We start from the raw sequence: 21,603 nt of genomic DNA on the forward strand, positions 1-21,603 counted from the left end.
CGCAGGGTGATCGAGAGGCTCTGGCGGCCCCCTTCCATCAGGGCCGAACGGGTGCCCTGCAGGAAGCCATCGAGGAAGTCGCCAGGGATCTCATCACCGATGGGCGGGATATCGCTGGGCTCTTCCAAGGCCTCGATGAAGGTCACAAAGAAATTGTCGATGCCATCGCGCAGCTGCTGCACATAGGCGTGCTGGTCGGTTGAGCCCTTGTTGCCGTAAACGGCAATGCCCTGGTGCACCACCTCGCCGGCGCGGTCGTGCTTCTTACCGAGGCTCTCCATCACCAACTGCTGGAGATAACGACTGAACACCTCCAGCCGATCGCGATAGGGGAGCACAACCATGTCGCGCTTGCCCTGGCCATGGCCGGCCACAAACCACGAAGCAGCCATCAGGGCCGCCGGGTTATGGAGCAGATCAGACCCCCGGGTCAGGGCGTCCATTCGGGCGGCGCCGGCCAGAAAGCCGCGCAGATCGGCACCCACCAGGGCCGCCGGTAGCAGGCCAACCGCACTGGTGATGCTGGTGCGGCCACCCACCCAATCGAACATGTCAAAGCGGCGCAGCCACTGACCGGCCACGGCCACCTGGTCGAGCTTGCTGTCGAGCATGGTGACCGCCACAGCCTGGGCAGCCCACTGCCCGCCCCGGGCCTCGAGCCGAGCCTGGGCTTGCTCCATGCCGATATGGGGCTCAGGGGTGCCGCCTGACTTGCTCACCACCACCACCAAGGTGGTGGCTAGGCGGCCGTCCAGGCCCGCCAAGGTGCGGCTCATGCCGGCGGGGTCAACGTTGTCGAAGAAGTGGAAGGGGAGACCCTGACCCTCTTCCTGCAGGGCGCGCACCATCAGCAGGGGGCCGAGGCCGGAACCGCCAATACCGATCCAAAGCACGTCGGTGAACGGCTGGCCATTGGGAGCACGGAGGCTGCCGTCGAGCACCTCGCGGCCAAAGGTCTCGATCCGCTCCACCTCGGCGTTGATGTGCGCGGTGGTGGCGGCGTCTGGTGCCAGCTCTGGGGTGCGCAGCCAATAATGGCCAACCTGGCGCTGTTCATCCGGATTGGCGATCGCACCAGCCTCCAGGGCCGCCATCGCCGCAAAGGCCAGCTCGAATCGGGGAGCCAAGGCATCGAGATCGGCCTGGCCGATCGCCATGCGACTCACATCGAGCCAGATACCAAGATCGCTTTCATACCAAAGCAAGTCGCAGAAGCGTTGCCATTGGGTCTCGGCATTGGAGCCATCAAAGTTGGCAAGCATGGGCTTGCGGCTCAAGCCGCTCTCGTCGCCAGAACTTAGATCTGACCCCGCCCCAACACCAGCCCCAGCACCAACACGAGGGACGGACGGAAGACCGTTCCGTAGCCAGGGGACTAATCAAGATAAATTCCGTAATATCAAGCCACAATTAATGAGTGTTTGTGCCTATCCCCACCAGCTACCCGCGCTGGCTTGCCCTCGGCAAGCGGCTGGTAGGGGTTCGGCGTCTGACCGGCCTTGCAGCAGCCCTGCTGGCCGTTGCAAGCATTCCCATCCTTAACGGTCCAAAAACGCCCCTGCTACTGCTGGATCCCGGTCTCAGCGGCAGCATCAGCTCCGCTGCTGGCTCGGGGCAATTCGCAGACCCGCTGCAATTTTCACCAGACGAACTCAAGGAGTTGCAGCGCCGCTTTGGTGTCCACGGCCCCCAGCCCCGTCTGGCCCAGTTATTCACCAGTGGTATCGACCAACTAGAGCCGCTGCGCAGCCACACCCTGGGGCGCCTGGTAGAGCTTCGTCCCCTGATCCTGGCCGAATCCCAGCGCCAGAGGATCAATCCCGTGTTGGTGGCGGCGGTGTTGTTTGACGAAATGCGGCACGCCAAACCGGGCGAAGATCTGCCCCTGGCAGCCCATTCCGGCTTATTCAGCACCCATGGCCCCGCCCAGCTAAGCCTCGGCGAAATGGTGCACCAGGGCCTGCTGCCGCCCAATGCCTCCGAAGCCGAAATCACCGAGGCCCGCAACCAGCTGCTCGATCCCGAGCGCAACGTGGTGTTGCTGGTGGGCAAATTCGCCCGCCTCAGTCGCGCCCTCGAGCTGCCCCAGCGCCCCCTCCAGGCCAGCGGCAACCCCCGTGACGCCAAGGCCCTAGCGACCCTGGCCTACCTCCACAACGGCAAGCTCGACTATCCCCGCCGCATCTTGCGCACCATGCAGGATCCCGAACTCCATGCCCTGCTCTACGCCACCCGTAAACAGGCCCCGGCTCCGCTGATCTAATCAACTATTTAGCTAATCAACTAATTATCTAATCAACTATTTAATAATTCAATTATTTAATAATTCAATTAACGGTTGCAGAGCAGGCCGAGGTTTTGCATTCGGGTTTGCAACTCAGACCAACGGAAGCTGCGGGGATCAGCTCGCTCGCCGCCCAGGTCCACCGCCCGGTGGGTGGTGATGTGGGAGGCCGGGATGGGGAAACGCTGCATCCAGCCGGCTAGCAGGGCCGCCAGGGCGTCGTATTGGGCTGAGGTGTAACCGCTATGGGCTGGTCCGTCGTTCTCGCCATCGAGGGGCGTTTCCAAGCTGATGTGCAGGGCGAAGTTATTGATCGAGCCACCCACCTTGGCGTTCGTTACTACCCAGCGGCCGTTGAAGGCCGAATTGCCAGCCCCGAAGGCCCGTTTGGAAGGATCGAGCACCTGGACCACCGAGCCATCGCCACCAATCAAGGTGTGGTAACTCACCTGATCTTCATCGCGGGGATGGGGCGTCACGAAGGTGTTGATGGCTGAACCAATGCCATAAACCGTTTCGTGCAGGACCACCAGCTGGGGTGTGGGATCCACCGGATTGCCGTAGGCATCGCGATTAAAACGCTCGCCAAAGTTGGTGGGATGGATCTGAACCCGAGCCGGGGAGGTTTGGACCCTTTCTGCCAATTGCTGCAGTCTTAAACGCTGGGCTGGATCGCCGGGAGCGCAACTCGCCCGCAGGGGGGATTGCCAAGGCCGGTGGGCCGGAGGCCCCGGTGCCGCCCGACGGCCCGGCTCAGGCGCTGGCGGAGCCTGGCGCACCTCTTCGAGCAGCTCGAGCAGGGTGGGGCGCTTCTGGCCGCCACTCGGTTGGGCTGAGAGGTCGCGAGCCAGCCAGCCAAGCCCGCCCAGGGCGAGCATGGCGCCAGCGCCCAGGGCAAGCCAGAGAGGCCGGGGGCTGGAATTCATGCCGCCTCAAGGCCCAGCCAGCGGCGTCGGCGCTCAGCACAGCCGGGATCAGTAGTGGCGGGATCGAGCTGGAGCTGCCAGCTCTCCACTGCTGGTGCCGTTGGCAGCAGCACGGTGCTGCGCACCAAGCCGTCCCGGCAGAACAGCAGCTGGTGGGGAATCAGGGGAGCCTCCGGCTGCAGATGCACCAGCAAATCGTCAATGCTGCGCAGGCGCAGGCCATCGAGGGCAATCCATTCATCGCCCACTACCAGCCCCGCCCGTTGGGCCGGTCCATCGCGGCCCACCCGCTGCACCACCAAGCCGCCGCTGCCTGGCTCCAAGCGGCAGCCCAGCTCCTGGCTGGCGGCCAGCCGGGGTTCAAGCCGCAGGCCCACATCGGCCAGATAGCCAAATAGGGGCGGATCCTCACAGGAGCTGAGCCAGCGGGGTAATAGCTCAGCTAGATCGGGCGCCTGGCTGGCAAAAGCAGCAAGCAGGTCTGCCTCCTGGTAACCCCGCCCCACGGCGCCATGGCTGGCCCAAAGCTGCCGCAGCACCACGGGCAGCCCGCTGCCGGCACGGCGTAGGTGCAGGTCCAGCACCAGGGCCAGCACCGCACCCTTGAGGTAGTAGCTGACCTGGCTGTTGGGGGAGTAGGCATCGGGGCGGTAGAGCTTTACCCAGGCCTCCTCACTGCTGGCGCGCAGGCTCTGCAAGCCCCGCCCAGCACTGAGCAGGTAGCGGCTCAGATCCGCGCCCAGATCCTCGAGCAGCTCCGCCTCGCTGCTGCAGCCGGCGCAGTGGGGCAACAACTGATCCACATAGCTGGTGATTCCCTCGGCAAACCAGAGGGTGGGCACCACCACCGCCTGGTCGTAGCGATAGGGGCTTAATTCGGCGGGCCGCAGCCGGCGCACATTCCACTGGTGCAGGTATTCATGGGCGGCTAGCTGCAGCAACTTGCGGCGCCCATCAGGCTTGGCCAGGACCCGGCGGCCAAACTGCAACACCGTGCTGTAGTCGTGCTCCAGGCCTCCATAACCGCTTTCGGTGAGGTGCAACACAAACAGGTAGTGGTCGGCCGCAGGTCCCTCCACGCCCATCAACCGGCAGCAGGCCAGGCAAACCTTTTCGAGATCGCTGAGCAGCTCGGGATCACTGTCAAGCAGATCGGCGCCTTGGAGATCGCGGCCCCAAGTCACCCAGCGGTGCGGCACACCGGCGACGCTGAAGTGATGGGAGCGATGGGGACCAACCTCAATCGGCGTATCGATAAGTTGGTCGTAATCGGCGGCAAGCCAGCCCTTCGCCGGGCCCGGCAGCTCTGGCAGGGGCACGAAGGCATCCCAGCTGGGCGGAAGGCTGAGCTGCAGACGGTGGGGCGACCAACGCTCCCCCTCCAGCTCCAGAACCACGGCTGCTAAGGCCAGAAATCCGTGGTCGCCATCGAGATGGCAGGTGCGCACCGTGAGCTCGGCGGCCAGCACCGCGTAGCTAATTTCAACTGGTTCGAGGCTGGGAAGCTCAAGCTGCCAACTGCTCGGGCTGGTGCGGCGCGGCTCCAGCTGATGTCCAGCCTGAGTGATTTCCAGACCCTCAAGCTGCCGCACATAGTCGCGGATCAGGTAGGAGCCGGGAGTCCAGGCCGGCAGGGCCAGGCGCAGGCTCAGGTGACGGGGAGTGTGAAGCAGGCGGACCCGCACCAGGTGCTGGTGGCAGGCGGTGAGGTCGAGATGCAGCTCAGGCACGGCGTCAGGACGCCAAGCTCACCTGGGCCTCAGGAAAGGCGCTGGCGGCCTGGCGCAGGGCCAGCTCGGCGGCGTAGCGGCGGGTGATGGCTCCAAGCAGGCGCTGCAGGCTCTGGGAGCGGCTAAGGCGCTGCAGGTCGCCAACCAGGGCAAGGGAACCGTCGCGGTGGCGCTGCCAGCCCAGCCTTTCACCACCCGGCAAAACAACTTGCAAAAGAACGGGCTGGCGCTCGGTGGCAAAGCCCTTAAGCACCCCGCCATAGATGGGGGTGTGGCCCAGGGCCACCAAGCTGGCGGCGAGCCCCTCGGCATCGCGTAGCACTGTGGGCAGGATGGTGAGGTGGGACACGGCGCAATGCCCGCTTTTTCAGACCCTAGCGATCAAGAGTCCTGCGTCCAGTGGCCATTGCCACCGGAATTGCAACCGGATTGCGCCGGCGCGCAGCCAATCCTGCGGCTGGGGGTGCTGGCTTCGGGAGCCGGCAGCAACTTTGAGGCCCTGGTGCAAGCCTGCACAGACGGCCGGCTCCAAGCAGAGGTGGCCCTGCTGGTGGTCAACAATCCCGGCTGCGGTGCCCAGCAACGGGCCGAGCGCCTCGCCATACCTTGCCAAGTGCATGACCACCGCAGCGTGGCCAGCCGCGAGGCCCTCGACCAGGCCCTGGTGGCGGCGTTTCAGGCAGCCGGCGTTGATGTGGTGGTGATGGCGGGCTGGATGCGCGTTGTCACGAGCACCCTGATCGGCGCCTTCCCCGAGCGTCTGATCAACATTCATCCCTCGCTGCTGCCCAGCTTCCGCGGCCTTGATGCGGTGGGCCAGGCCCTGGCGGCGGGGGTCACCCTGGCCGGCTGCACTGCCCACCTGGTGTGCGAGGAGGTTGATGCAGGGCGGATCCTGGTGCAGGCGGCGGTGCCGGTGTTAGCCACGGACGACCACGCCAGCCTCAACGCCCGCATCCAGCGCCAGGAGCACCGCGTCCTGCCCCTGGCGGTATCTCTGGTAGTGGATCTAGTGCGTCAGGGATAGAAGGGCAGCAACGGCAGGCCGGCGGTGGGCTCAAGCCCGGCCATCAGGTTGAGACATTGCACCCCCTGGCCGGCCTGGCCCTTGACCAGGTTGTCGATGGCAGCCATCACGATCAGCTGGCCGGTGCGGCGATCCACCTGCACCGAGAGCAGGGCCCGGTTGGTCTGGCGCACCCATTTGGTGGAGGGGTAGGTACCCACCGGCAGCACCTCAACGCAGGGGGCCTGGCGGTAGGCGGAAGCCAGCAGGGTGACGCAGTCTTCAGCGGTGAGGCCTGGGTCGCGCAGACGGCAGTAGACGGTGGCCAGCAGGCCCCGCACCATCGGCATCAGATGCGGGGTGAACTGCAGCTGGATCTCATGGCCCGCCACCCGGCTAGCCAGCTGCTCAATCTCACTGGTGTGGCGGTGGCCCACCACCCCATAGGGAGCAACCGCTTCAGAGCATTCCGCCAGCAGCAGGTGCTCCTTGGCAGCCCGACCACCACCGGAGGTGCCGGTTTTGGCGTCGATGACGATGCCGGTGGTGTCGATCAGACCCTGCTTCAAGAACGGCAGCAGCCCCAGCAGTGAGGCCGTGGGGAAACAGCCAGGAGCCGCTATTAAACGGGCGGTGCGAATCGCCTCCGCCTCCCATTCGGGCAGGCCATAGACGGCCTCAGCGCAGAGGTCGTCATCGCTGCGGGGCACCTCCCGGGCCTCGCTGGCATACACCTCCTGCCAGCGGCTGAGGCTGCTGAAGCGGTAGTCGGCGGAAAGATCAACCACCCGCACACCGCGCTGCAGCAGGGGCGGCACCAGCTGGGCCGCCAGGCCATTGGGCAGGCTGAGCACCGCGAAATCAGCCGCCGCAGCGATGGCATCGGGGTCTGGGGTTTGCACCACCGGGTCGCCGGCCAGGGGCAAAAAGGGCACCAGCTCACTCCAGCGCTTGCCGCTGCTGCGCTCTCCGCCCAAGAAGCTGACATCCAGGGCAGGGTGCTGGTGGAGCAGGCGCAGGGTCTGGAGGCCTCCGTAGCCACTGGCGCCGATTACCGCAACACGCTTGTTGGCCATGGCAAGGCCCGGGGGCAGGACGAAGGAGCTTTATAAAGGATGATTGCGCTAGGGCCCAGTCCCCGCACGCACTCCGTTGACCCTCCTGCGCGACTCGAGTTCCACGCCCTTGCCATCCGGTTCCAGCCCGGAGGTCGCTTTGAACGGGGAAGAGCGAATCGCTTTTGACTCAGTTGCCGATGGTCTAGCCGCGATCCGCAACGGCGAATCAATCGTCGTGGTGGACGATGAAAATCGTGAAAATGAAGGCGACCTGATCTGCGCCGCGCAGTTTGCAACGCCCGAGCAGATCAACTTCATGGCCACCGAGGCCCGGGGCCTGATCTGCCTGGCCATGGAGGGTGAACGGCTCGATGCCCTGGATCTGCCGCTGATGGTGGATCGCAACACCGACAGCAACCAGACCGCCTTCACGGTGAGCGTCGATGCGGGCCCAGAAAACGGCGTCAGCACTGGAATTTCCGCCGATGATCGCGCCCGCACCATCCAGGTGGCGATCCACCCCCAAACCCGTCCGGCCGACCTGCGCCGGCCAGGCCACATCTTCCCGTTGCGGGCTAAGCAAGGCGGCGTACTGAAGCGCGCTGGACACACCGAGGCCGCAGTCGATCTGGCCAGGCTTTCAGGCCTCTATCCCGCCGGGGTGATCTGCGAAATTCAAAACAGCGACGGCTCCATGGCCCGGCTACCCCAGCTGGCTGCCTACGCCAAACGCCACGGATTACGCCTGATCAGCATTGCCGAACTGATCAGCTACCGCCTCGACACCGAGCGCTTCGTGCAGCGCCAGGCGGAAGCGGCCATGCCAAGCGCCTTCGGCGACTTCCGCGCCATCGGCTACCGCAACGAACTCGATGGCAGCGAGCACGTTGCCATCATCAAGGGCCAACCGCAGCTGGCTAAAGAGCCGGTGCTGGTGCGGGTGCACAGCGAGTGCCTCACCGGAGATGCCTTTGGTTCGTTGCGCTGCGACTGCCGGCCCCAGCTGGAGGCGGCCCTGCGCATGATCGAAGCCGCCGGCGTTGGGGTGGTGGTGTATCTGCGCCAGGAGGGCCGGGGCATTGGCCTGATCAACAAGCTCAAGGCCTACTCCCTGCAGGACACCGGCCTAGACACGGTGGAAGCCAACGAACGCCTTGGCTTTGCTGCCGACCTGCGCAACTACGGAGTTGGGGCTCAAATCCTCAGCGACCTGGGCATCCAGCGCCTGCGCCTGATCACCAACAACCCGCGCAAGATCGCAGGCCTCGGTGGTTATGGCCTGCAGGTCGAAGACCGGGTGCCGCTGGTGATGGATGCCGGCAGCCACAACGCCGCTTACCTGCAAACCAAGCGCATCAAACTTGGCCATCTGATGGGTGATGGTCCCTCCTGCCCGATCGGCGGACCCACGGCAGTGCTGGCATGGCACGGCCAGGCCTTGGCGAGTGGACAGCTTGAGCAGCTGCAGCTTTGGGCCCTGAAGCAGGGGCTGCAGGTGGAGCGAGAGGAGCATCCAAGGCTGCTGGCCCTGCTCGACCAGCCCCAGCTGGCGGTGCTGCTCAGTGGCCTCGACCATGCCGGCAGTGGAGTGGGGGCCGTTGCTGCCGCGCTGGTGCTGATGGGCGACTGGCCCCAAACCGAACGGCTGAGCCTGCTATTGGCCCCTGATGGCCAACGCAGCAGTCACCCCAGCGCTGATCTGGAGTCAGAGCAGCGGCCCCTTGCAGATTTGGGCACCGACCTGATAGTTCAGCCCGGTGCCTTTCTGGTCTGGCGCTGACCCAATCCTGGATCGTCACTTTCAGTCCTGGGTTGTCACCTTCAATCCTGGATTGTCAGCTTTCAGTCCTGAATAATCACCTTGTTGATCCGGCTGCCGTTCTTGAGGGCCGTGACCACATCCATTTTGCCGGTGAAGCCAAACACGGTGTGCACGCCATCGAGGTGGGGCTGGGCTCCGTGGCAGATATAAAACTGCGAGCCGCCCGTGTTCTTGCCGGCATGGGCCATGGCCAAGGTGCCCGCCTGGTGCTTCTGGCTATTGATCTCGCAGTTGATCTGGTAGCCGGGGCCGCCGGTGCCGGCGGTGCCACGGGCGCCTTCACGGCTATTGGGGCAACCGCCCTGGGCCATGAAGCCGGGAATCACACGGTGGAAGGCCAGGCCGTCGTAGAAGCCCTCCTTGGCGAGCTTGGTGAAGTTGGCCACGGTGTTAGGTGCATCGGCCTCGAACAGTTCGAGTTCGATGGTGCCGGCGTCGGTCTCCATCAAGGCTTTGGTCACGGCGGCAAGGAATAAAGGCCGACTTTATGGGGTGGCACGGGCCAACCGGCTGAAACGCCGTGCTGAGAATGGGGCACGGTCCACCCGGACAAACCGCGGTTCAACCGGACCAACCCTTTTCAACGCCCCGTCGCCAGACCCCGCCGCCGATGAGCAGCCCCACCCCCAACTCCCCTAACGGCATCGATCTCAGCCGCGCCCGCCTGGGGATCCTGGGGGGCAGCGGTCTCTACGCCATGGAGGGCCTCGAAGACATTCAAGAGCTCACGATTGAAACGCCCTACGGAGCCCCCTCCGATGCCCTGCGGCTCGGCCGTATCGGCGATCTGGAGGTGGTGTTCCTGGCCCGTCACGGCCGCCACCACAGCCACACCCCCACCGAGGTGCCCTACCAGGCCAACCTCTGGGCCCTGCGCTCCCTCGGCGTGCGCTGGATCCTGTCCCTCTCGGCGGTGGGCTCCCTGCAGGAGCAGGTTCGGCCCCTCGACATGCTGGTGCCGGATCAATTCATCGATCGCACCCAGCAGCGGCCGCTGACGCTGTTTGGCGAGGGGCTGGTGGCCCATGTGGCGTTTGCCGAGCCCTTCTGCCCGGCGCTCAGCCGCCTGCTGGCCGATGTGGCCGAAAGCCTGATGCCCGAAGGCCGCAAGCTGCACCGCGGCGGCACCTACCTCTGCATGGAGGGGCCCGCCTTCTCCACCCGGGCCGAATCGGAGCTCTACCGCTCCTGGGACTGCGAAGTGATCGGCATGACTAATCACACTGAAGCGCGGCTGGCCCGGGAAGCCGAGATCGCCTACGCCACCCTGGCAATGGTGACCGACTACGACTGCTGGCACCAGGAACACGCCTCGGTGACAGTGGAAATGGTGATCGCCAACCTGCAAGCCAACGCCAGCCTGGCCCAGCAGATCGTGCGGCTAGCTGCCCAGCGGGTGGAGGCCCAGCGACCCAGCAGCAGCGCCCACCAGGCCCTGCGCCATGCCCTGATGACGCCCAAGGAGCACGTGCCTGCCGCCACACGCCGCAAGCTCGACCTATTTACGGCTCCCTACTGGGGGCCATTCAGCTGAGCGCCGCAGGCCGCCAGGGCCTGGCGCAGGCTGGGGCCATGGCTGGCCAGGTGGGCTGAGGCTGAGGCCGCGTCCAGGCCAGTGGCCGCGATCAACAAGGCCAGCTTCACGGAGCCGCCGCTCTGCTGCAGCAGTTCCCGGCCGCGCTGCCGCTCCAGCCCAGCCAGATCGCGCAGGATGCGCAGGGCCCGATCCTCCAGCTTGCTGTTGGTGACGGCCACATCCACCATGCGGTTGCCGTGCACCTTGCCCAGGCGCACCATCACGCCGGTGGAGAGCAAATTAAGGGCCATCTTGGTGGCGGTGCCGGCCTTGAGCCGGGTGGAGCCCGCCAGCAGTTCAGGGCCCGTCAGCAAGCGAATGTCGATGGAGCAGGGCATCGGCACCTGCTCGGCTGGCACGCAGGCCATGGCGATTGCCAGGGCTCCGATCGCCTGGGCGTGCTCCAGGGCCCCGAGCACGTAGGGAGTGGTGCCGCCAGCAGCGATACCCACCAAGCAATCGGCCGGGCCAAAGCCGCGCTCCTCCAGGTCGCTGCGGCCAGCAGCTGCCAGATCCTCCAGGCCTTCGGAGCTGCGCAGCAGGGCTGGGGCGCCGCCAGCGAGCACCCCCTGCACCAGCTCGGGCGCCGTGCAGAAAGTGGGCGGACACTCAGCGGCATCGAGCACACCAAGCCGGCCGGAGGTGCCAGCACCTAGGTAAAAAAGTCGCCCGCCGGCCTGCAAACGGGCAGCGATGGCATCAACGGCGGCAGCCAGGGCCGGGGCCGCCGCTTCCAGGGCCCGCTGGGGCTCCCGTTCGTTGGCACAAAAAAGGCCCACCAGCTCGTCGGTGGGCAGCTGGTCGAGCCGCTCGCTGAGGGGATTGGCCTGCTCGGTGAGCAGGTGGCCGCGATCAGTGCCGCTCACAGGAGGGATGCTCACAGAAGGCCCTCCAGTTGACGGCGGAAGGCTTCGAGGCTGGGGTCAGGGGCGCTCTCGCCCGCCTGGTCCTGCTGCTGCTCCTGCTGCTCCCGTTGCTCCTGCCAGTTGGTTACATCCATGTTGCGCTCAGGCGGCGCAATCAGCAGCCGGTCTTCAGCGCTCTGGGGCAGGAAGCCCGCCGGCACAAAGCGAGCCTCATAGCCCGCCTCGCCGCAGAAAAGCTCCATCTCCTCGCGGTCGAGCGGCTCCACGGTGGGCACGGGGAAGTCCTGGGCTTCGAGCAGGCCGGCGTAGCGCTCCGCATCGTCGCTGTCTTCAAACAGCAGCACCACCGTGCGGCCATTTAGCTCCAACGAATGGATGCCTTCCTGATCGGTTCCAGCATCAAACAGCAGCACATGCACCGGCATGGATCGCGGCATGGGGCAATGGACCTCCAGTGTGTCACCGGTGCTGCTCGTCGGGATCGTCGGCGAGCTCCTGCAGCCGCTTGTAGAGGGCTGCCTCCGCCTCACCCAGCTGCTCCGGAACCAGGATGCGCACCTCCACCAGCTGGTCGCCGCGCTGCTCAGCCCACTCCTGGCCCCGCCCCCGCAGGCGCAGCAGGCGGCCGCTGGAGGAGCCGGCCGGCACACGCAGCTTCACCGGACCGCGCAGGGTGGGCACCACCACATGGCAGCCCAGGGCCGCCTCCGCTGGGGTCAGCTCGAGGGGGTAGAGCACCCGCAGGCCGTCGATGCGCAGGCCTTCCTCGGTGCGCACCCGCAACTGCAAAAAGTGATCACCGCCGCCGGGGGTCACCCCCGCCAGCCGCAGTCGCCAGCCATCGCCGGCAAAAGGAGGGGTCCACACCTCCACCGCCGTGCCATCAGCAAGCTCCAGCTCCAGCCGCTCCCCCTGCAACGCCTGCTCCGGCGTGAGCTCCACCAGGCTCTCCTGGTCGCTGGAAGCCCGCACCGGTGGTGGCGGCGGCGGTGCGGCGGTTACCGATCCAGAGGCCTGACGGGGGTGGGGCGCAGGAGGCTCGGGCTCGGGCTCGGGTTCCTGCCACTCGGGTTCGGCGGCCCGGCGGGGACGGCGGCGCTCACCGAAAAGCACCTCGAGATATGCCTCGAAGTCGGGGAAACCGGAAGCAAAGGGATCCTGGGACTCCCGGCCCGGGCCGTCAGCGGGCATACCGGCCTCCCAGGCCTGGCGGCGGCGCGGATCTGAGAGCACCGCATAGGCCTCGTTGACCAGCTTGAAGCGCTCCTCCGCCAGCGGGTCGTTGCCGTTGAGATCGGGGTGCCAGCGGCGGGCCTGGGCCCGGAAAGCCCGCTTGAGGTTGCTGGCATCGGCGCCAGGCTCTAGGCCCAGCACCGACCAGTAGTCGGCAGGGGCGGCGGGGCTAGAGGTCACCGGTAGGAACTATCCCCCCAGGGATCTGAATCGCTGCGGGGCCGGCGCTCGCGGGCTGCCGGTTCAGGTTCGCGATAGGGCTCCCTGTAGGGCTCTCTATAGGGATCCCGGTCGTAGCGACTGGGGGGAGCAGCCCAGGGATCGCTGCCAGGGCGGTTCCAGTCATCCCAATCGTCATCGGCAAACAACTCATCTTTGAGCGAGCCCAGGGTGTTCTTGAGCCCCTGCAGCGGCCCCTGCTCTGCCTTGCGTTCACTCTGCAAGCGACGGTTGAGGCCAAACAGAGCTTCCTGCAGCTGGCTCACGGCCAGCTCCAGCTCCACCAGGTCGTCGGCAGCCAGCAGATCCTGCACATCGCGCAGGGCCATCTCCACGGAGCGCTGCTGGCGCTCGGCGCCGTAGGGGCCCAGTTCAAGGGATGCGTCGCGCAAGCGGCGCTCCGCCTGGGCCACCAGGGTTTGGGCCCGGTTGCGGCGATCAATCTCGGCTCGCTTGCGCCGATCCTCGCTGGCCTTGAGATCGGCCTCCTCAATCAACTTGGTGATCTCCTCCTCGCTGAGGTTGGAGCCCCCCTGGATGCTGACGCTCTGCTGGCGCCCGGTGGTGCGGTCAGTAGCCGACACCTGCAGCAGGCCGTTGGCATCGATGTCGAAGGACACCTGCACCTGGGGCACACCCCGAGGCGCCGGCGGAATGCCAGAGAGACGGAAACGCCCCAGGCTCTTGTTATCAACAGCCATCTGCCGCTCCCCCTGCAGCACGTGGATCTCCACCGAGCTTTGATTGGCCTCGGAAGTGCTGAACAGGTCGCTTTTGCGCACAGGGATCGAGGTGTTGCGAGGAATCAGCACCTTCATCACGCCGCCAATGGTTTCCAGGCCAAGCGAAAGGGGCGTGACGTCGTTGAGCATCAGATCGCGCAGCTCACCGGTGAGGATCCCCGCCTGCACCGCAGCACCGATCGCCACCACCTCATCGGGGTTCACCGACTGGCAAGGCTCCAGCGGGATGAGGGTGCGCACCATTTGCTGCACCATCGGCATGCGGGTGCAGCCACCCACCAGCACGACGTCGTCGATGTCTTCGGCCGCGAAGGCCGAATCCCGCAGGGCGCGTTGCACCGGCCGCAGCAAGCGATCCAGCAGATCGGGGCAGAGGCCCTCAAACACCCGCCGCTCCAGGGTGGTTTCGATATGCAGCGGCCCGTCGGGGCCGGTGGCAATAAAAGGCAAGGAAATCGGCGTGCTCTGAACGCCACTTAGCTCGATCTTGGCTTTCTCCGCTGCTTCGGTGAGCCGCTGCAGGGCCTGGCGGTCGCGGCGTAGATCAATGCTGTGCTCCGCCAGGAAGGCATCGGCCAGCCAATCGACGATGCGCCGGTCCCAGTCGTTGCCGCCCAGCTGGGTGTCGCCGCTGGTGGCCTTCACATCGAACACCCCTTGGGCGATGCGCAGCACCGAGACATCAAAGGTGCCACCGCCCAGGTCAAACACCAGCACCCGCTTGACGGTGCTGCGATCAAAGCCGTAGGCGAGGGCTGCCGAGGTGGGCTCATTGAGGATCCGCTCAACGCTGATCCCAGCCAGGCGGCCGGCATCGCGGGTGGCCTGGCGCTGGGCGTCGTTGAAGTAGGCCGGCACGGTGATCACCGCCGCTTCCACGGGCTCGCCGAGGTAGGTGGCGGCGTCATCACAGAGCTTGCGCAGCACGCTGGCAACCAGCTCTTCAGGGGCGTATTCCCGTTCAGTGGCTGGGCACACCACCCGCACGTTGCCCTGGTCGTTGGCCCGCACGCTGTAGGGCACCGACAGGCTGTCTTCCTCAAGCTCGTCCCACTGACGGCCAACGAAACGCTTGAGGTTGGCGAAAGTATTGCGGGGGTTGAGCACAAGCTGACGCCGGGCCAGCTGGCCGACGAGCAACTCCTGGTCGCGGCTGAAGCCCACCACCGAGGGGGTGGTGCGGCCGCCTTCAGCGCTGGCGATCACCTGGGGACGGCCGCCCTCCAGTACCGCCACCACTGAGTTTGTGGTGCCAAGGTCGATGCCAACTATCCGGGACATGGCACCCCTTTACTTAGATGCATGCGCCTAGAACCCCGTCGACCCATGAAAACGGCGGCTCAGCCCCGCGCTGTTGGTCCCCAAACTAACGGTCTCCCAGACGTTAATCACTGCTTAAACGGGGGTGAGGGGAGCCCTTCGTAGATTTCGTTTGGATCGGCCGCTTAGCGCTGACCGATGCAAAACCATCCCTACCCATGCTGACGGACTCCAGCCAAGCGGGCTCAGGCCCAACGAATCCAAATCGCAATCTAGATGCTGACGCCTTCACCCTGCGTCGCCGCCCACCCTCAGAAAAGTTGCTCGACCTGGGCTTTCGCCAGCTAACCCTGGCGCTCGCCTCAGTTGTCGCGATCGTTCTGCTTGGCATTTTCATCACGGTGTTTCAGGGTGCGCGGGAGGCGATGGCCAGTTTTGGCCTCAGCTTCCTAACCATCTCCAGCTGGGATCCCGTCAACGAGCAATACGGGGCATTCACCGCCATCTACGGCACAATGGTGACCTCGATCCTGTCTCTGGCCATCGCAATCCCTCTGGGTGTGGGCACGGCGATCTTCATCACCGAAGACCTGATCCCCAGCTCCGTGCGGGAGGGGATTGGCCTGATGGTGGAACTGCTTGCCGCCATTCCATCGGTGGTGCTCGGACTTTGGGCAATCTTTGTGATGGGGCCGGCCATCCGTCCTGTCCTCAATTGGCTGCACGAACTGTTTGGCTGGAGCCCTCTGTTTGACACCGCTCCCCAGGGCCCTGGCATGGCCCCGGCCATCCTGATCCTGGTGGTGATGGTGCTACCAATCATCACAGCCATCTCACGAGATGCCCTGAATCAAGTGCCTATTGAACTGCGGCAGGGAGCCTACGGGGTAGGAACTACCCGCTGGGGAGCCATATTCAGCGTGATATTGCCGGCAGCTATTTCTTCCATAACTGGCGGCGTGATGCTTGCCCTAGGCAGGGCCATGGGGGAAACCATGGCGGTCACGATGATTATTGGCAACTCCTTCAACTTCAGCTTTTCACTGCTGGCGCCTGGTAACACGATCGCCTCGATGCTCGCCAATCAGTTCGGAGAAGCCGATGGCATCCAGGTGTCGGCCCTTATGTATGCCGCCCTCATCCTGATGGTGCTCACATTCGCGGTGAATGTGGCGGCCCAGTGGATCGTCCGTCGCCTCAGCCTGCGTTACTGATCACCACCATGGCCAATCCTTCTCCGATCACTTACGACAACACCGCCCTTTTTGACCGGCGGCCATTGCGCTACGACCCCTGGCTGACGCGCAACTTACGCAATCTGCTGTTCACCGGCATTGCCTCGATATTTGCTGCTATTGCGGTTTTACCGCTAATTTTAGTTTTGTTCTACGTTTTGATGCAAGGCGGCCGCCTGATCAGCGTGGGCTTGTTCACCCAACTGCCACCCGACATCGGAATGGAGGGTGGAGGTATTGGTAACGCCATCATCGGCACCTTACTTGTAACCCTGATCGCGTCACTGATTGCCATCCCCGTGGGAGTGGGGGGCGGCATTTTCCTCAGCGAATACTCCACCGGCGGCTGGTTTGCCAATTTCGTTGCTTTCGGCAATGACGTTTTGGCTGGTGTGCCTTCAATCATCGCCGGTGTATTCGTCTACGGCATTGTTGTAACCACCCGTGTATTTTTCGGTCAGAGTTACAGCGCCATGGCTGGCGGTATCGCCCTGGCCGTGTTGATGCTGCCGACTGTGATTAAAACCACCTATGAGGGGCTCAAACTGGTGCCCCAGGAGCTGCGCTGGGGTGCCTACGGCGTAGGCGCATCCAAATTTGTAACCGTGATGCGGATCACCCTGCCATCGGCCTTCACTCCGATCGCCACTGGTGTGGTGCTGGCAATCGCCCGAGCCGCCGGTGAAACGGCTCCGTTGATCTTCACGGCTCTCTTCTCCTCATTCTGGCCTGATGGGGTGTTTGATCCGATCGCCACCATGTCGGTGTTGATCTTCAATTTCGCGATCATGCCCTATGAAGCCCAAAACGAACTCGCCTGGGCTGCCTCCTTTGTGCTGGTGATGATGATCCTGGCCGCCAACCTGCTGGCGCGCTGGATAGCCCGGATGACCAAAGTCTGAAGACCGAACCTCCAGCCACTCCGTTTCCCCCATTCCCTCCAGATCAATGACCAGCAGCTCCAACTCCAGCCAGTCCACCGATTCCTCCACGGGGGATGCCTGCATGTCCCTGCAGAACGTCACCATCTCCTACGGCAAGTTTGAGGCGGTGAAAAATGTGTTCATGGATATTCCCCGCGGCCGGGTGACCGCCTTTATCGGACCTTCAGGCTGCGGTAAGTCGACCGTATTGCGCGGCCTCAATCGGATGAACGATCTGATTCCAGGCTGCAAGCTCAAGGGCAGGGTTGTTTTTGACGGCCACGATCTCTACGACCCCAAGGTGGATCCAGTGGAGGTGCGCAGGCGCATTGGCATGGTGTTCCAGAAGCCCAATCCCTTCCCAAAATCGATCTACGAGAACATCGCCTTCGGCGCCCGGATCAACGGCTTCAAGGGTGATATGGATGAGCTGGTGGAGCGCTCCCTGCGCAAGGCTGCAGTCTGGGACGAATGCAAGGACAAGCTTAAGGAGAGCGGATTTGCCCTCTCGGGCGGCCAGCAGCAGCGCCTCTGCATCGCCCGAGCCATCGCCACCGAACCCGAGGTGATCTTGATGGACGAGCCTTGCTCAGCGCTTGACCCGATCTCCACGTTGAAGATCGAAGAAACAATGCATGAGCTGAAGCGCAGCTACACGATCATCATCGTGACCCACAACATGCAGCAAGCCGTGCGTGTGGCTGATCAAACGGCCTTCTTCAATGCCGAAGCAGTGGAAGGTGGCACTGGCAAGGTGGGCTATTTGGTGGAGTTCAACGACACCGAGCGGATCTTCAATGCCCCCGGCCAGCAGGCCACTCAGGACTACGTGAGCGGCCGATTCGGCTGATATACAACGATAAGGATTTAAATTAAAATTTTATATCAAAATCAGCAACTTGCTAACTCAGCAACTTGGCTAAGTATGGATTGATTCATTCAATCCCTGAAGGCCATGAAAAAGCCGGCCGCAAGGCCGGCTTTATAACGGAGAGGGAGGGATTCGAACCCTCGATAGAGTTGCCCCTATACAGCATTTCCAGTGCTGCGCCTTCGACCACTCGGCCACCTCTCCAGGGGCAAAATGGGGCAACCAGATGGCAATGTAGCAGCATGACTCGCACCCATCCGATCACGGTTCACTGGCTCCAAACCGGCCAGGTGATTCGCCATGAGGTTCCCGAAGGGGAATACATCCTGCGCAGCTTTGAGCAGCAGGGTGATCCACTGCCTTTTAGTTGCCGCAACGGCTGCTGCACCGCCTGCGCCGTGCGCGTGATCAGCGGCGAAATCGATCAGCGCGAGGCCCTGGGGCTGTCGCGGGAGCTGCGCGGGCGTGGCTACGGACTTCTCTGCGTGGCCCGGGCCACCGGCCCCTTGGAGGTGGTGACCCAGGAGGAGGACGAGGTCTACGAACTGCAGTTTGGGCGGCACTTTGGCCGCGGCAAGGTGCGCAGCGCCCTACCCCTGGAGGAGGAATGAAAGCAGCCAGCACCGCGGCCTACGAGCAATCGGGCCTGAGCAGCGGCGAGCTCGAACACCTATCGGCGGTGGCGCGCCGAGCGGCGGAGGTCGGTGGCGAGCAACTGCGCCAGCACTTTGGCCGCCTGCAGCAGGTGCGTGAGAAGGGGCGCTCCGGCGATCTGGTCACCGAGGCAGACCATGCCGCTGAAGCAGCGGTGCTGGCGCTGCTCGAGGCCGAAACACCGCAGATTGGCGTTCTGGCCGAAGAGAGCGGACGCCGCCCCAGGCCCGGCGAGCTGGAGTGGTGCGTCGATCCCCTAGATGGCACCACCAACTACGCCCACAGCTACCCGCTGTTTGGCACCTCGGTGGGCCTGTGCTGGCGCGGCCAGCCCATGCTCGGCGCCCTAGCCGCACCAGGCCTGGAGCAGCTCTACTGGGCCGCACCTGGCCTGGGCTCCTGGTGCAATGGCAGCAGGTTGGCCGTTAGCGCCTGCCCCAGCCTTGAGCAGGCCCTGCTGGTGACCGGCTTTGCCTACGACCGCCGCAGCCGACTCGACAACAACTACGCCGAATTTGCCTGGTTTACCCACCGCAGCCAGGGCGTGCGCCGCGGCGGCTCAGTGGCCCTGGACCTGGCCTTCGTGGCCGCCGGCAAGCTCGATGGCATTTGGGAGCGGGGCCTATCGCCCTGGGATCTGGCCGCCGGAGCGGTGCTTGTGGAGCAAGCCGGCGGCGTGGTGAGCGCCTACGACGGCTCGGCATTTGCGATCGACTCGGGGCGGATCCTGGCCTGTGGAGCGACCCTGCAACCAGCCCTGATCGAGGGCCTGGCTTCCTGCCGCCCCCTGGCCGGCGCCAGCTATGGCGCCCCCGAACTCGACTCCCCCTGATTCGATCCATAGGATCAGCCCACCCCATCCCACCTTCAACGCCGCAATGGCCCTGCAACCTGCCGCTGGCGTTCGGGATCTCAACCCCCGTGAAGTTGAGGGCAACCGGCGCATCGCCGATCAGCTCGCAGCTGTGTATCGGCTCTGGGGCTACCAGGAGGTGGCGCCGCCCAGCTTTGAGCGGCTCGACACCCTGGAAGCCGGCGGTGGCATCGACGGCCGCGAGCTGGTGCGGCTGGCAAGTGATGAGCCCCTGGGGCTGCGTCCGGAACTGACCGCCTCGATCGCCCGCGCCGCCAGCACCCGCCTGGCCGAGCGGCCCCGCCCCCTGCGGCTCTGGGCCATGGGCAGCACCTTCCGCAGCTCCACGGCTGAAGGCGGCTCCCAGCGGCTGCATGAACAGTTGCAGAGCGGCGTGGAGTTGCTCGGGGCCCAAACCGCCGCCGCCGATGTGGAGCTGATGCGGCTGCTGCTTGCCGCCGCCGGAGCCCTTGGACTGCAGGACCATCACCAACCCCGGCTGCTGGTGGGGCACCACGGGGTGCTCAGCGCCCTGCTGCGCCAGCTACCCGAGCAGCAGCAGGGCGCTGCCCGCGCCGCCCTAACCAACTTCGACCCGCTGGCTCTAGCCCAACTGGCCTTGCCGGATTCTGATCGGCAGCGCCTGGGCAACCTGATGCGGCTGCGCGGCGAGCCAGCCAAGGTGCTGTATCAACTGGAGCAGTGGCTGGGCCCCATCCCCCTGCTAAAGGAGATGGGCGAGACCCTGGCTGCGGTGGCCCCGGCCGCCGAGCGCCTGGGGGTGCAATTGCAACTCGACCCCAGCTTCCAGCCCCACTTCGCCCTCTACGACGGCCTGGTGCTGAAGCTGGTCTGCCAGGGCCAGGAGGTGCCGGTGGAGATTGCCAGCGGCGGTCGTTACGACGCCCTGGTGGGTCGCTTTTGCCCAGAGCCAAGCGAAGCTGCGGGAGTGGGCTTTGGCTTCGATGTGGGAGCGGTGCGGGAGCTGGTGGCACCTGCCATAGGGAGCCCTTCGCCGGTGCTGGTGGCCTATGGCAACCCCCAACACCTGGCCGCAGCCCTCGATCAGCTGGAGGCCCTGCACCAGATGGGCACCTGCGCTGAACTGCTCAGCGGGGCCTGCGCCAACCAGGCGGAAGCGGAAGCCCTCGGCCAGGACCGCGGCTGCGGCCGTACCCTCTGGATCGCTCCTTAAAATTCTGAGATGGCTCACACGATCGTCACCAACGTCTGCGAGGGCGTAGCCGATTGCGTTGATGCCTGCCCCGTGGCTTGCATCAACCCCGGCCAAGGTGCCAACAGCAAGGGCACAAACTTTTATTGGATCGACTTCGACACCTGCATCGATTGCGGCATCTGCCTGCAGGTGTGTCCCGTGCAGGGGGCCATCCTTCCCGAAGAAAAGCCCGAGCTGCAGCAGGCAGGCTGAGCGGCGTAGCAGGCAGGTTGTGAGCGGCGCTACTTAGCTTAGCCAAGACTTAGCCAAGACACCGCTTAGGCAAACCACCGCCTAGCCAAGCAACCACTTAGCCAAGCAACCACTTAAGCAAACCACCACTTAACCAAACCAAGACTTAGCCAAGTCAAAGTTCGGAGACCCCTCCCTCAGAGCCATTGAGCCGGAAGGCCCAAGCTCCGTAAGGTTTGGCCCAACGACCTAACGCTTGCCATGACGGTGCTGGAACAGGGCCAGATTCAGATCCACACCGAAAACATCTTTCCAATCATCAAAAAGGCCGTCTACAGCGGCCATGAGGTGTTTCTGCGGGAGCTAGTGAGCAATGGCGTGGATGCCATCAGCAAGCGGCGCATGGCGGCGATGGCTGGCGACTGCAGCGAAGGGCCTGAAGCCAAGATTTCGATCCGCATCGACCGCGAGGCCAACACCCTCACCATCTCCGACAACGGCATCGGCATGAATGTCGATGAGGTGAAGCGCTACATCAACCAGGTTGCCTTTTCCAGCGCCGAAGACTTCCTCGAGAAATACAAGCAAGAAAACGACGCGATCATCGGCCACTTCGGCCTGGGCTTCTATTCCAGCTTCATGGTGGCTAAGCAGGTGGAGCTGGTGACCCTCTCGGCCAGTGCTGGCGCGGAGGCGGTGCGCTGGAGCTGTGATGGCTCCCCCAACTTCAGCCTGGAGGTGGCCGAGCGCAGCGAGCCCGGCACCGACGTGATCCTGCACCTGATGGAGGAGGAGCTCGAATACATCGAGCCGGCCCGTATCCGCACCTTAATAACCACCTACTGCGACTTCCTGCCGGTGGAAGTGCAGCTGGAAGGCGAAACCGTCAATAAGCGCGAGGCCCCTTGGCGCAAGAGCCCCAGGGACCTTACCGAC

22 protein-coding genes and 1 tRNA gene are annotated in these 21,603 nt (G+C 64.5%); 12 read left to right on the forward strand and 11 right to left on the reverse strand.

Annotated features, from left to right (window positions below; genetic code table 11):
- On the reverse strand, positions 1–1,262 hold a 1,262-nt coding region (locus KBY72_RS10830; RefSeq protein WP_254993594.1), incomplete at its 3' end, for a glucose-6-phosphate isomerase.
- Positions 1,263–1,564: 302 nt separating this feature from the next.
- Between KBY72_RS10830 and KBY72_RS10835 the strand changes: the two genes are divergently transcribed.
- Positions 1,565–2,263, forward strand: a complete 699-nt coding sequence (locus tag KBY72_RS10835; RefSeq protein ID WP_254993607.1) for a helicase DnaB — start codon at positions 1,565–1,567, stop codon at positions 2,261–2,263.
- 68 nt (positions 2,264–2,331) lie between these two features.
- On the opposite strand, the gene KBY72_RS10840 is transcribed toward KBY72_RS10835, so the two are convergent.
- Genes KBY72_RS10840 through KBY72_RS10850 form a run of 3 tightly spaced genes read right to left on the reverse strand, consistent with a single transcriptional unit; the run spans position 2,332 to position 5,289 of the window.
- Positions 2,332–3,210, reverse strand: coding sequence for an N-acetylmuramoyl-L-alanine amidase (locus KBY72_RS10840; RefSeq protein ID WP_254993595.1), 879 nt, complete (start codon positions 3,208–3,210; stop codon positions 2,332–2,334).
- A complete protein-coding gene (locus KBY72_RS10845) occupies positions 3,207–4,940 on the reverse strand; it encodes a M61 family metallopeptidase (RefSeq protein ID WP_254993597.1) in 1,734 nt (577 codons plus the stop codon). The genes KBY72_RS10840 and KBY72_RS10845 overlap by 4 nt, the downstream gene beginning before the upstream one ends.
- Before the next feature lie 4 nt (positions 4,941–4,944).
- Positions 4,945–5,289 (reverse strand): DUF1257 domain-containing protein, encoded by a 345-nt coding sequence (locus tag KBY72_RS10850; protein WP_254993598.1) that lies wholly within the window; start codon positions 5,287–5,289, stop codon positions 4,945–4,947.
- Positions 5,290–5,295: 6 nt separating this feature from the next.
- Here KBY72_RS10850 and purN point away from each other — a divergent pair, with 6 nt between their 5' ends.
- Positions 5,296–5,967, forward strand: coding sequence for a phosphoribosylglycinamide formyltransferase (gene purN, locus KBY72_RS10855; RefSeq protein ID WP_254993599.1), 672 nt, complete (start codon positions 5,296–5,298; stop codon positions 5,965–5,967).
- On the opposite strand, the gene argC is transcribed toward purN, so the two are convergent.
- Positions 5,958–7,022: an N-acetyl-gamma-glutamyl-phosphate reductase gene (gene argC / locus KBY72_RS10860; RefSeq protein ID WP_254993600.1), complete on the reverse strand. Its 1,065-nt coding sequence runs from the start codon at positions 7,020–7,022 to the stop codon at positions 5,958–5,960. The genes purN and argC overlap by 10 nt on opposite strands.
- A gap of 157 nt (positions 7,023–7,179) precedes the next feature.
- Here argC and ribBA point away from each other — a divergent pair, with 157 nt between their 5' ends.
- Positions 7,180–8,784, forward strand: coding sequence for a bifunctional 3,4-dihydroxy-2-butanone-4-phosphate synthase/GTP cyclohydrolase II (gene ribBA / locus KBY72_RS10865; RefSeq protein WP_254993608.1), 1,605 nt, complete (start codon positions 7,180–7,182; stop codon positions 8,782–8,784).
- A gap of 62 nt (positions 8,785–8,846) precedes the next feature.
- Here the strand turns inward: ribBA and KBY72_RS10870 are convergent, their stop codons facing one another.
- Positions 8,847–9,287 (reverse strand): peptidylprolyl isomerase, encoded by a 441-nt coding sequence (locus tag KBY72_RS10870; RefSeq protein WP_254993601.1) that lies wholly within the window; start codon positions 9,285–9,287, stop codon positions 8,847–8,849.
- Positions 9,288–9,436: 149 nt separating this feature from the next.
- On the opposite strand from KBY72_RS10870, the gene mtnP reads away from it, so the two are divergent.
- On the forward strand, positions 9,437–10,360 hold the full coding sequence (gene mtnP / locus KBY72_RS10875) for an S-methyl-5'-thioadenosine phosphorylase (protein ID WP_254962125.1): 924 nt from the start codon (positions 9,437–9,439) through the stop codon (positions 10,358–10,360).
- Here mtnP and murQ read toward each other — a convergent pair.
- From murQ to dnaK, 4 genes are read right to left on the reverse strand one after another with little or no spacing between them, the layout of a single operon-like run.
- Positions 10,339–11,283 carry an N-acetylmuramic acid 6-phosphate etherase gene (murQ, locus tag KBY72_RS10880; protein ID WP_254962123.1) on the reverse strand — a complete coding sequence of 315 codons (945 nt, stop codon included), beginning with the start codon at positions 11,281–11,283 and terminating at the stop codon, positions 10,339–10,341. The two genes, mtnP and murQ, sit on opposite strands and share 22 nt — an antisense overlap.
- The gene (locus KBY72_RS10885) at positions 11,280–11,693 is read right to left on the reverse strand and encodes a DUF3110 domain-containing protein (protein ID WP_254962124.1); all 414 of its coding nucleotides are present in this window, start codon (positions 11,691–11,693) and stop codon (positions 11,280–11,282) included. Before KBY72_RS10885 ends, murQ begins: the two co-directional genes overlap by 4 nt.
- 34 nt (positions 11,694–11,727) lie before the next feature.
- On the reverse strand, positions 11,728–12,681 hold the full coding sequence (locus KBY72_RS10890; protein WP_254993602.1) for a DnaJ domain-containing protein: 954 nt from the start codon (positions 12,679–12,681) through the stop codon (positions 11,728–11,730).
- Complete coding sequence (gene dnaK, locus KBY72_RS10895) at positions 12,678–14,744, reverse strand: molecular chaperone DnaK (protein ID WP_254962121.1); 2,067 nt, start codon at positions 14,742–14,744, stop codon at positions 12,678–12,680. The genes KBY72_RS10890 and dnaK overlap by 4 nt, the downstream gene beginning before the upstream one ends.
- 197 nt (positions 14,745–14,941) lie before the next feature.
- Between dnaK and pstC the strand changes: the two genes are divergently transcribed.
- From pstC to pstB, 3 genes are read left to right on the forward strand one after another with little or no spacing between them, the layout of a single operon-like run.
- Positions 14,942–15,937, forward strand: a complete 996-nt coding sequence (gene pstC, locus KBY72_RS10900; RefSeq protein ID WP_254962120.1) for a phosphate ABC transporter permease subunit PstC — start codon at positions 14,942–14,944, stop codon at positions 15,935–15,937.
- 8 nt (positions 15,938–15,945) lie between these two features.
- Entirely contained in the window at positions 15,946–16,860 is a 915-nt protein-coding gene (gene pstA / locus KBY72_RS10905; protein WP_254962119.1) for a phosphate ABC transporter permease PstA, read from the forward strand.
- A gap of 46 nt (positions 16,861–16,906) precedes the next feature.
- A complete protein-coding gene (pstB, locus tag KBY72_RS10910; RefSeq protein WP_254962118.1) occupies positions 16,907–17,731 on the forward strand; it encodes a phosphate ABC transporter ATP-binding protein PstB in 825 nt (274 codons plus the stop codon).
- A gap of 138 nt (positions 17,732–17,869) precedes the next feature.
- Here pstB and KBY72_RS10915 read toward each other — a convergent pair.
- Positions 17,870–17,956: transfer RNA gene (locus KBY72_RS10915), tRNA-Ser, on the reverse strand.
- A gap of 38 nt (positions 17,957–17,994) precedes the next feature.
- On the opposite strand from KBY72_RS10915, the gene KBY72_RS10920 reads away from it, so the two are divergent.
- The 5 genes from KBY72_RS10920 to KBY72_RS10940 all read left to right on the forward strand — a co-directional run.
- A complete protein-coding gene (locus KBY72_RS10920; RefSeq protein WP_254941498.1) occupies positions 17,995–18,363 on the forward strand; it encodes a 2Fe-2S iron-sulfur cluster-binding protein in 369 nt (122 codons plus the stop codon).
- Positions 18,360–19,238 (forward strand): inositol monophosphatase family protein, encoded by an 879-nt coding sequence (locus tag KBY72_RS10925; RefSeq protein ID WP_254993603.1) that lies wholly within the window; start codon positions 18,360–18,362, stop codon positions 19,236–19,238. The genes KBY72_RS10920 and KBY72_RS10925 overlap by 4 nt, the downstream gene beginning before the upstream one ends.
- Before the next feature lie 46 nt (positions 19,239–19,284).
- Positions 19,285–20,454, forward strand: a complete 1,170-nt coding sequence (locus KBY72_RS10930) for an ATP phosphoribosyltransferase regulatory subunit (protein WP_254993605.1) — start codon at positions 19,285–19,287, stop codon at positions 20,452–20,454.
- A gap of 9 nt (positions 20,455–20,463) precedes the next feature.
- Entirely contained in the window at positions 20,464–20,688 is a 225-nt protein-coding gene (locus KBY72_RS10935; RefSeq protein ID WP_106501642.1) for an indolepyruvate ferredoxin oxidoreductase subunit alpha, read from the forward strand.
- A 240-nt stretch (positions 20,689–20,928) separates the two neighbouring features.
- Positions 20,929–21,603: ATP-binding protein (locus KBY72_RS10940; RefSeq protein ID WP_254993606.1), on the forward strand; the 675-nt coding region annotated here is incomplete at its 3' end.

This window comes from Cyanobium sp. BA5m-21 (assembly GCF_024346235.1).
Classification (GTDB): domain Bacteria; phylum Cyanobacteriota; class Cyanobacteriia; order PCC-6307; family Cyanobiaceae; genus Cyanobium_A; species Cyanobium_A usitatum.

What these genes read in the sequence shown, in the direction of transcription:
- mtnP (WP_254962125.1), top strand. Translation starts at nt 9,437, where the DNA reads ATGAGCAGCCCCACCCCCAACTCCCCTAACGGCATCGATCTCAGCCGC.
- purN (WP_254993599.1), top strand. Translation starts at nt 5,296, where the DNA reads ATGCCCGCTTTTTCAGACCCTAGCGATCAAGAGTCCTGCGTCCAGTGG.
- KBY72_RS10935 (WP_106501642.1), top strand. Translation starts at nt 20,464, where the DNA reads ATGGCTCACACGATCGTCACCAACGTCTGCGAGGGCGTAGCCGATTGC.
- KBY72_RS10925 (WP_254993603.1), top strand. Translation starts at nt 18,360, where the DNA reads ATGAAAGCAGCCAGCACCGCGGCCTACGAGCAATCGGGCCTGAGCAGC.
- argC (WP_254993600.1), bottom strand. Translation starts at nt 7,022, where the DNA reads ATGGCCAACAAGCGTGTTGCGGTAATCGGCGCCAGTGGCTACGGAGGC.
- pstB (WP_254962118.1), top strand. Translation starts at nt 16,907, where the DNA reads ATGACCAGCAGCTCCAACTCCAGCCAGTCCACCGATTCCTCCACGGGG.
- dnaK (WP_254962121.1), bottom strand. Translation starts at nt 14,744, where the DNA reads ATGTCCCGGATAGTTGGCATCGACCTTGGCACCACAAACTCAGTGGTG.
- pstA (WP_254962119.1), top strand. Translation starts at nt 15,946, where the DNA reads ATGGCCAATCCTTCTCCGATCACTTACGACAACACCGCCCTTTTTGAC.
- KBY72_RS10885 (WP_254962124.1), bottom strand. Translation starts at nt 11,693, where the DNA reads ATGCCGGTGCATGTGCTGCTGTTTGATGCTGGAACCGATCAGGAAGGC.
- KBY72_RS10930 (WP_254993605.1), top strand. Translation starts at nt 19,285, where the DNA reads ATGGCCCTGCAACCTGCCGCTGGCGTTCGGGATCTCAACCCCCGTGAA.
- KBY72_RS10840 (WP_254993595.1), bottom strand. Translation starts at nt 3,210, where the DNA reads ATGAATTCCAGCCCCCGGCCTCTCTGGCTTGCCCTGGGCGCTGGCGCC.
- KBY72_RS10920 (WP_254941498.1), top strand. Translation starts at nt 17,995, where the DNA reads ATGACTCGCACCCATCCGATCACGGTTCACTGGCTCCAAACCGGCCAG.
- pstC (WP_254962120.1), top strand. Translation starts at nt 14,942, where the DNA reads ATGCTGACGGACTCCAGCCAAGCGGGCTCAGGCCCAACGAATCCAAAT.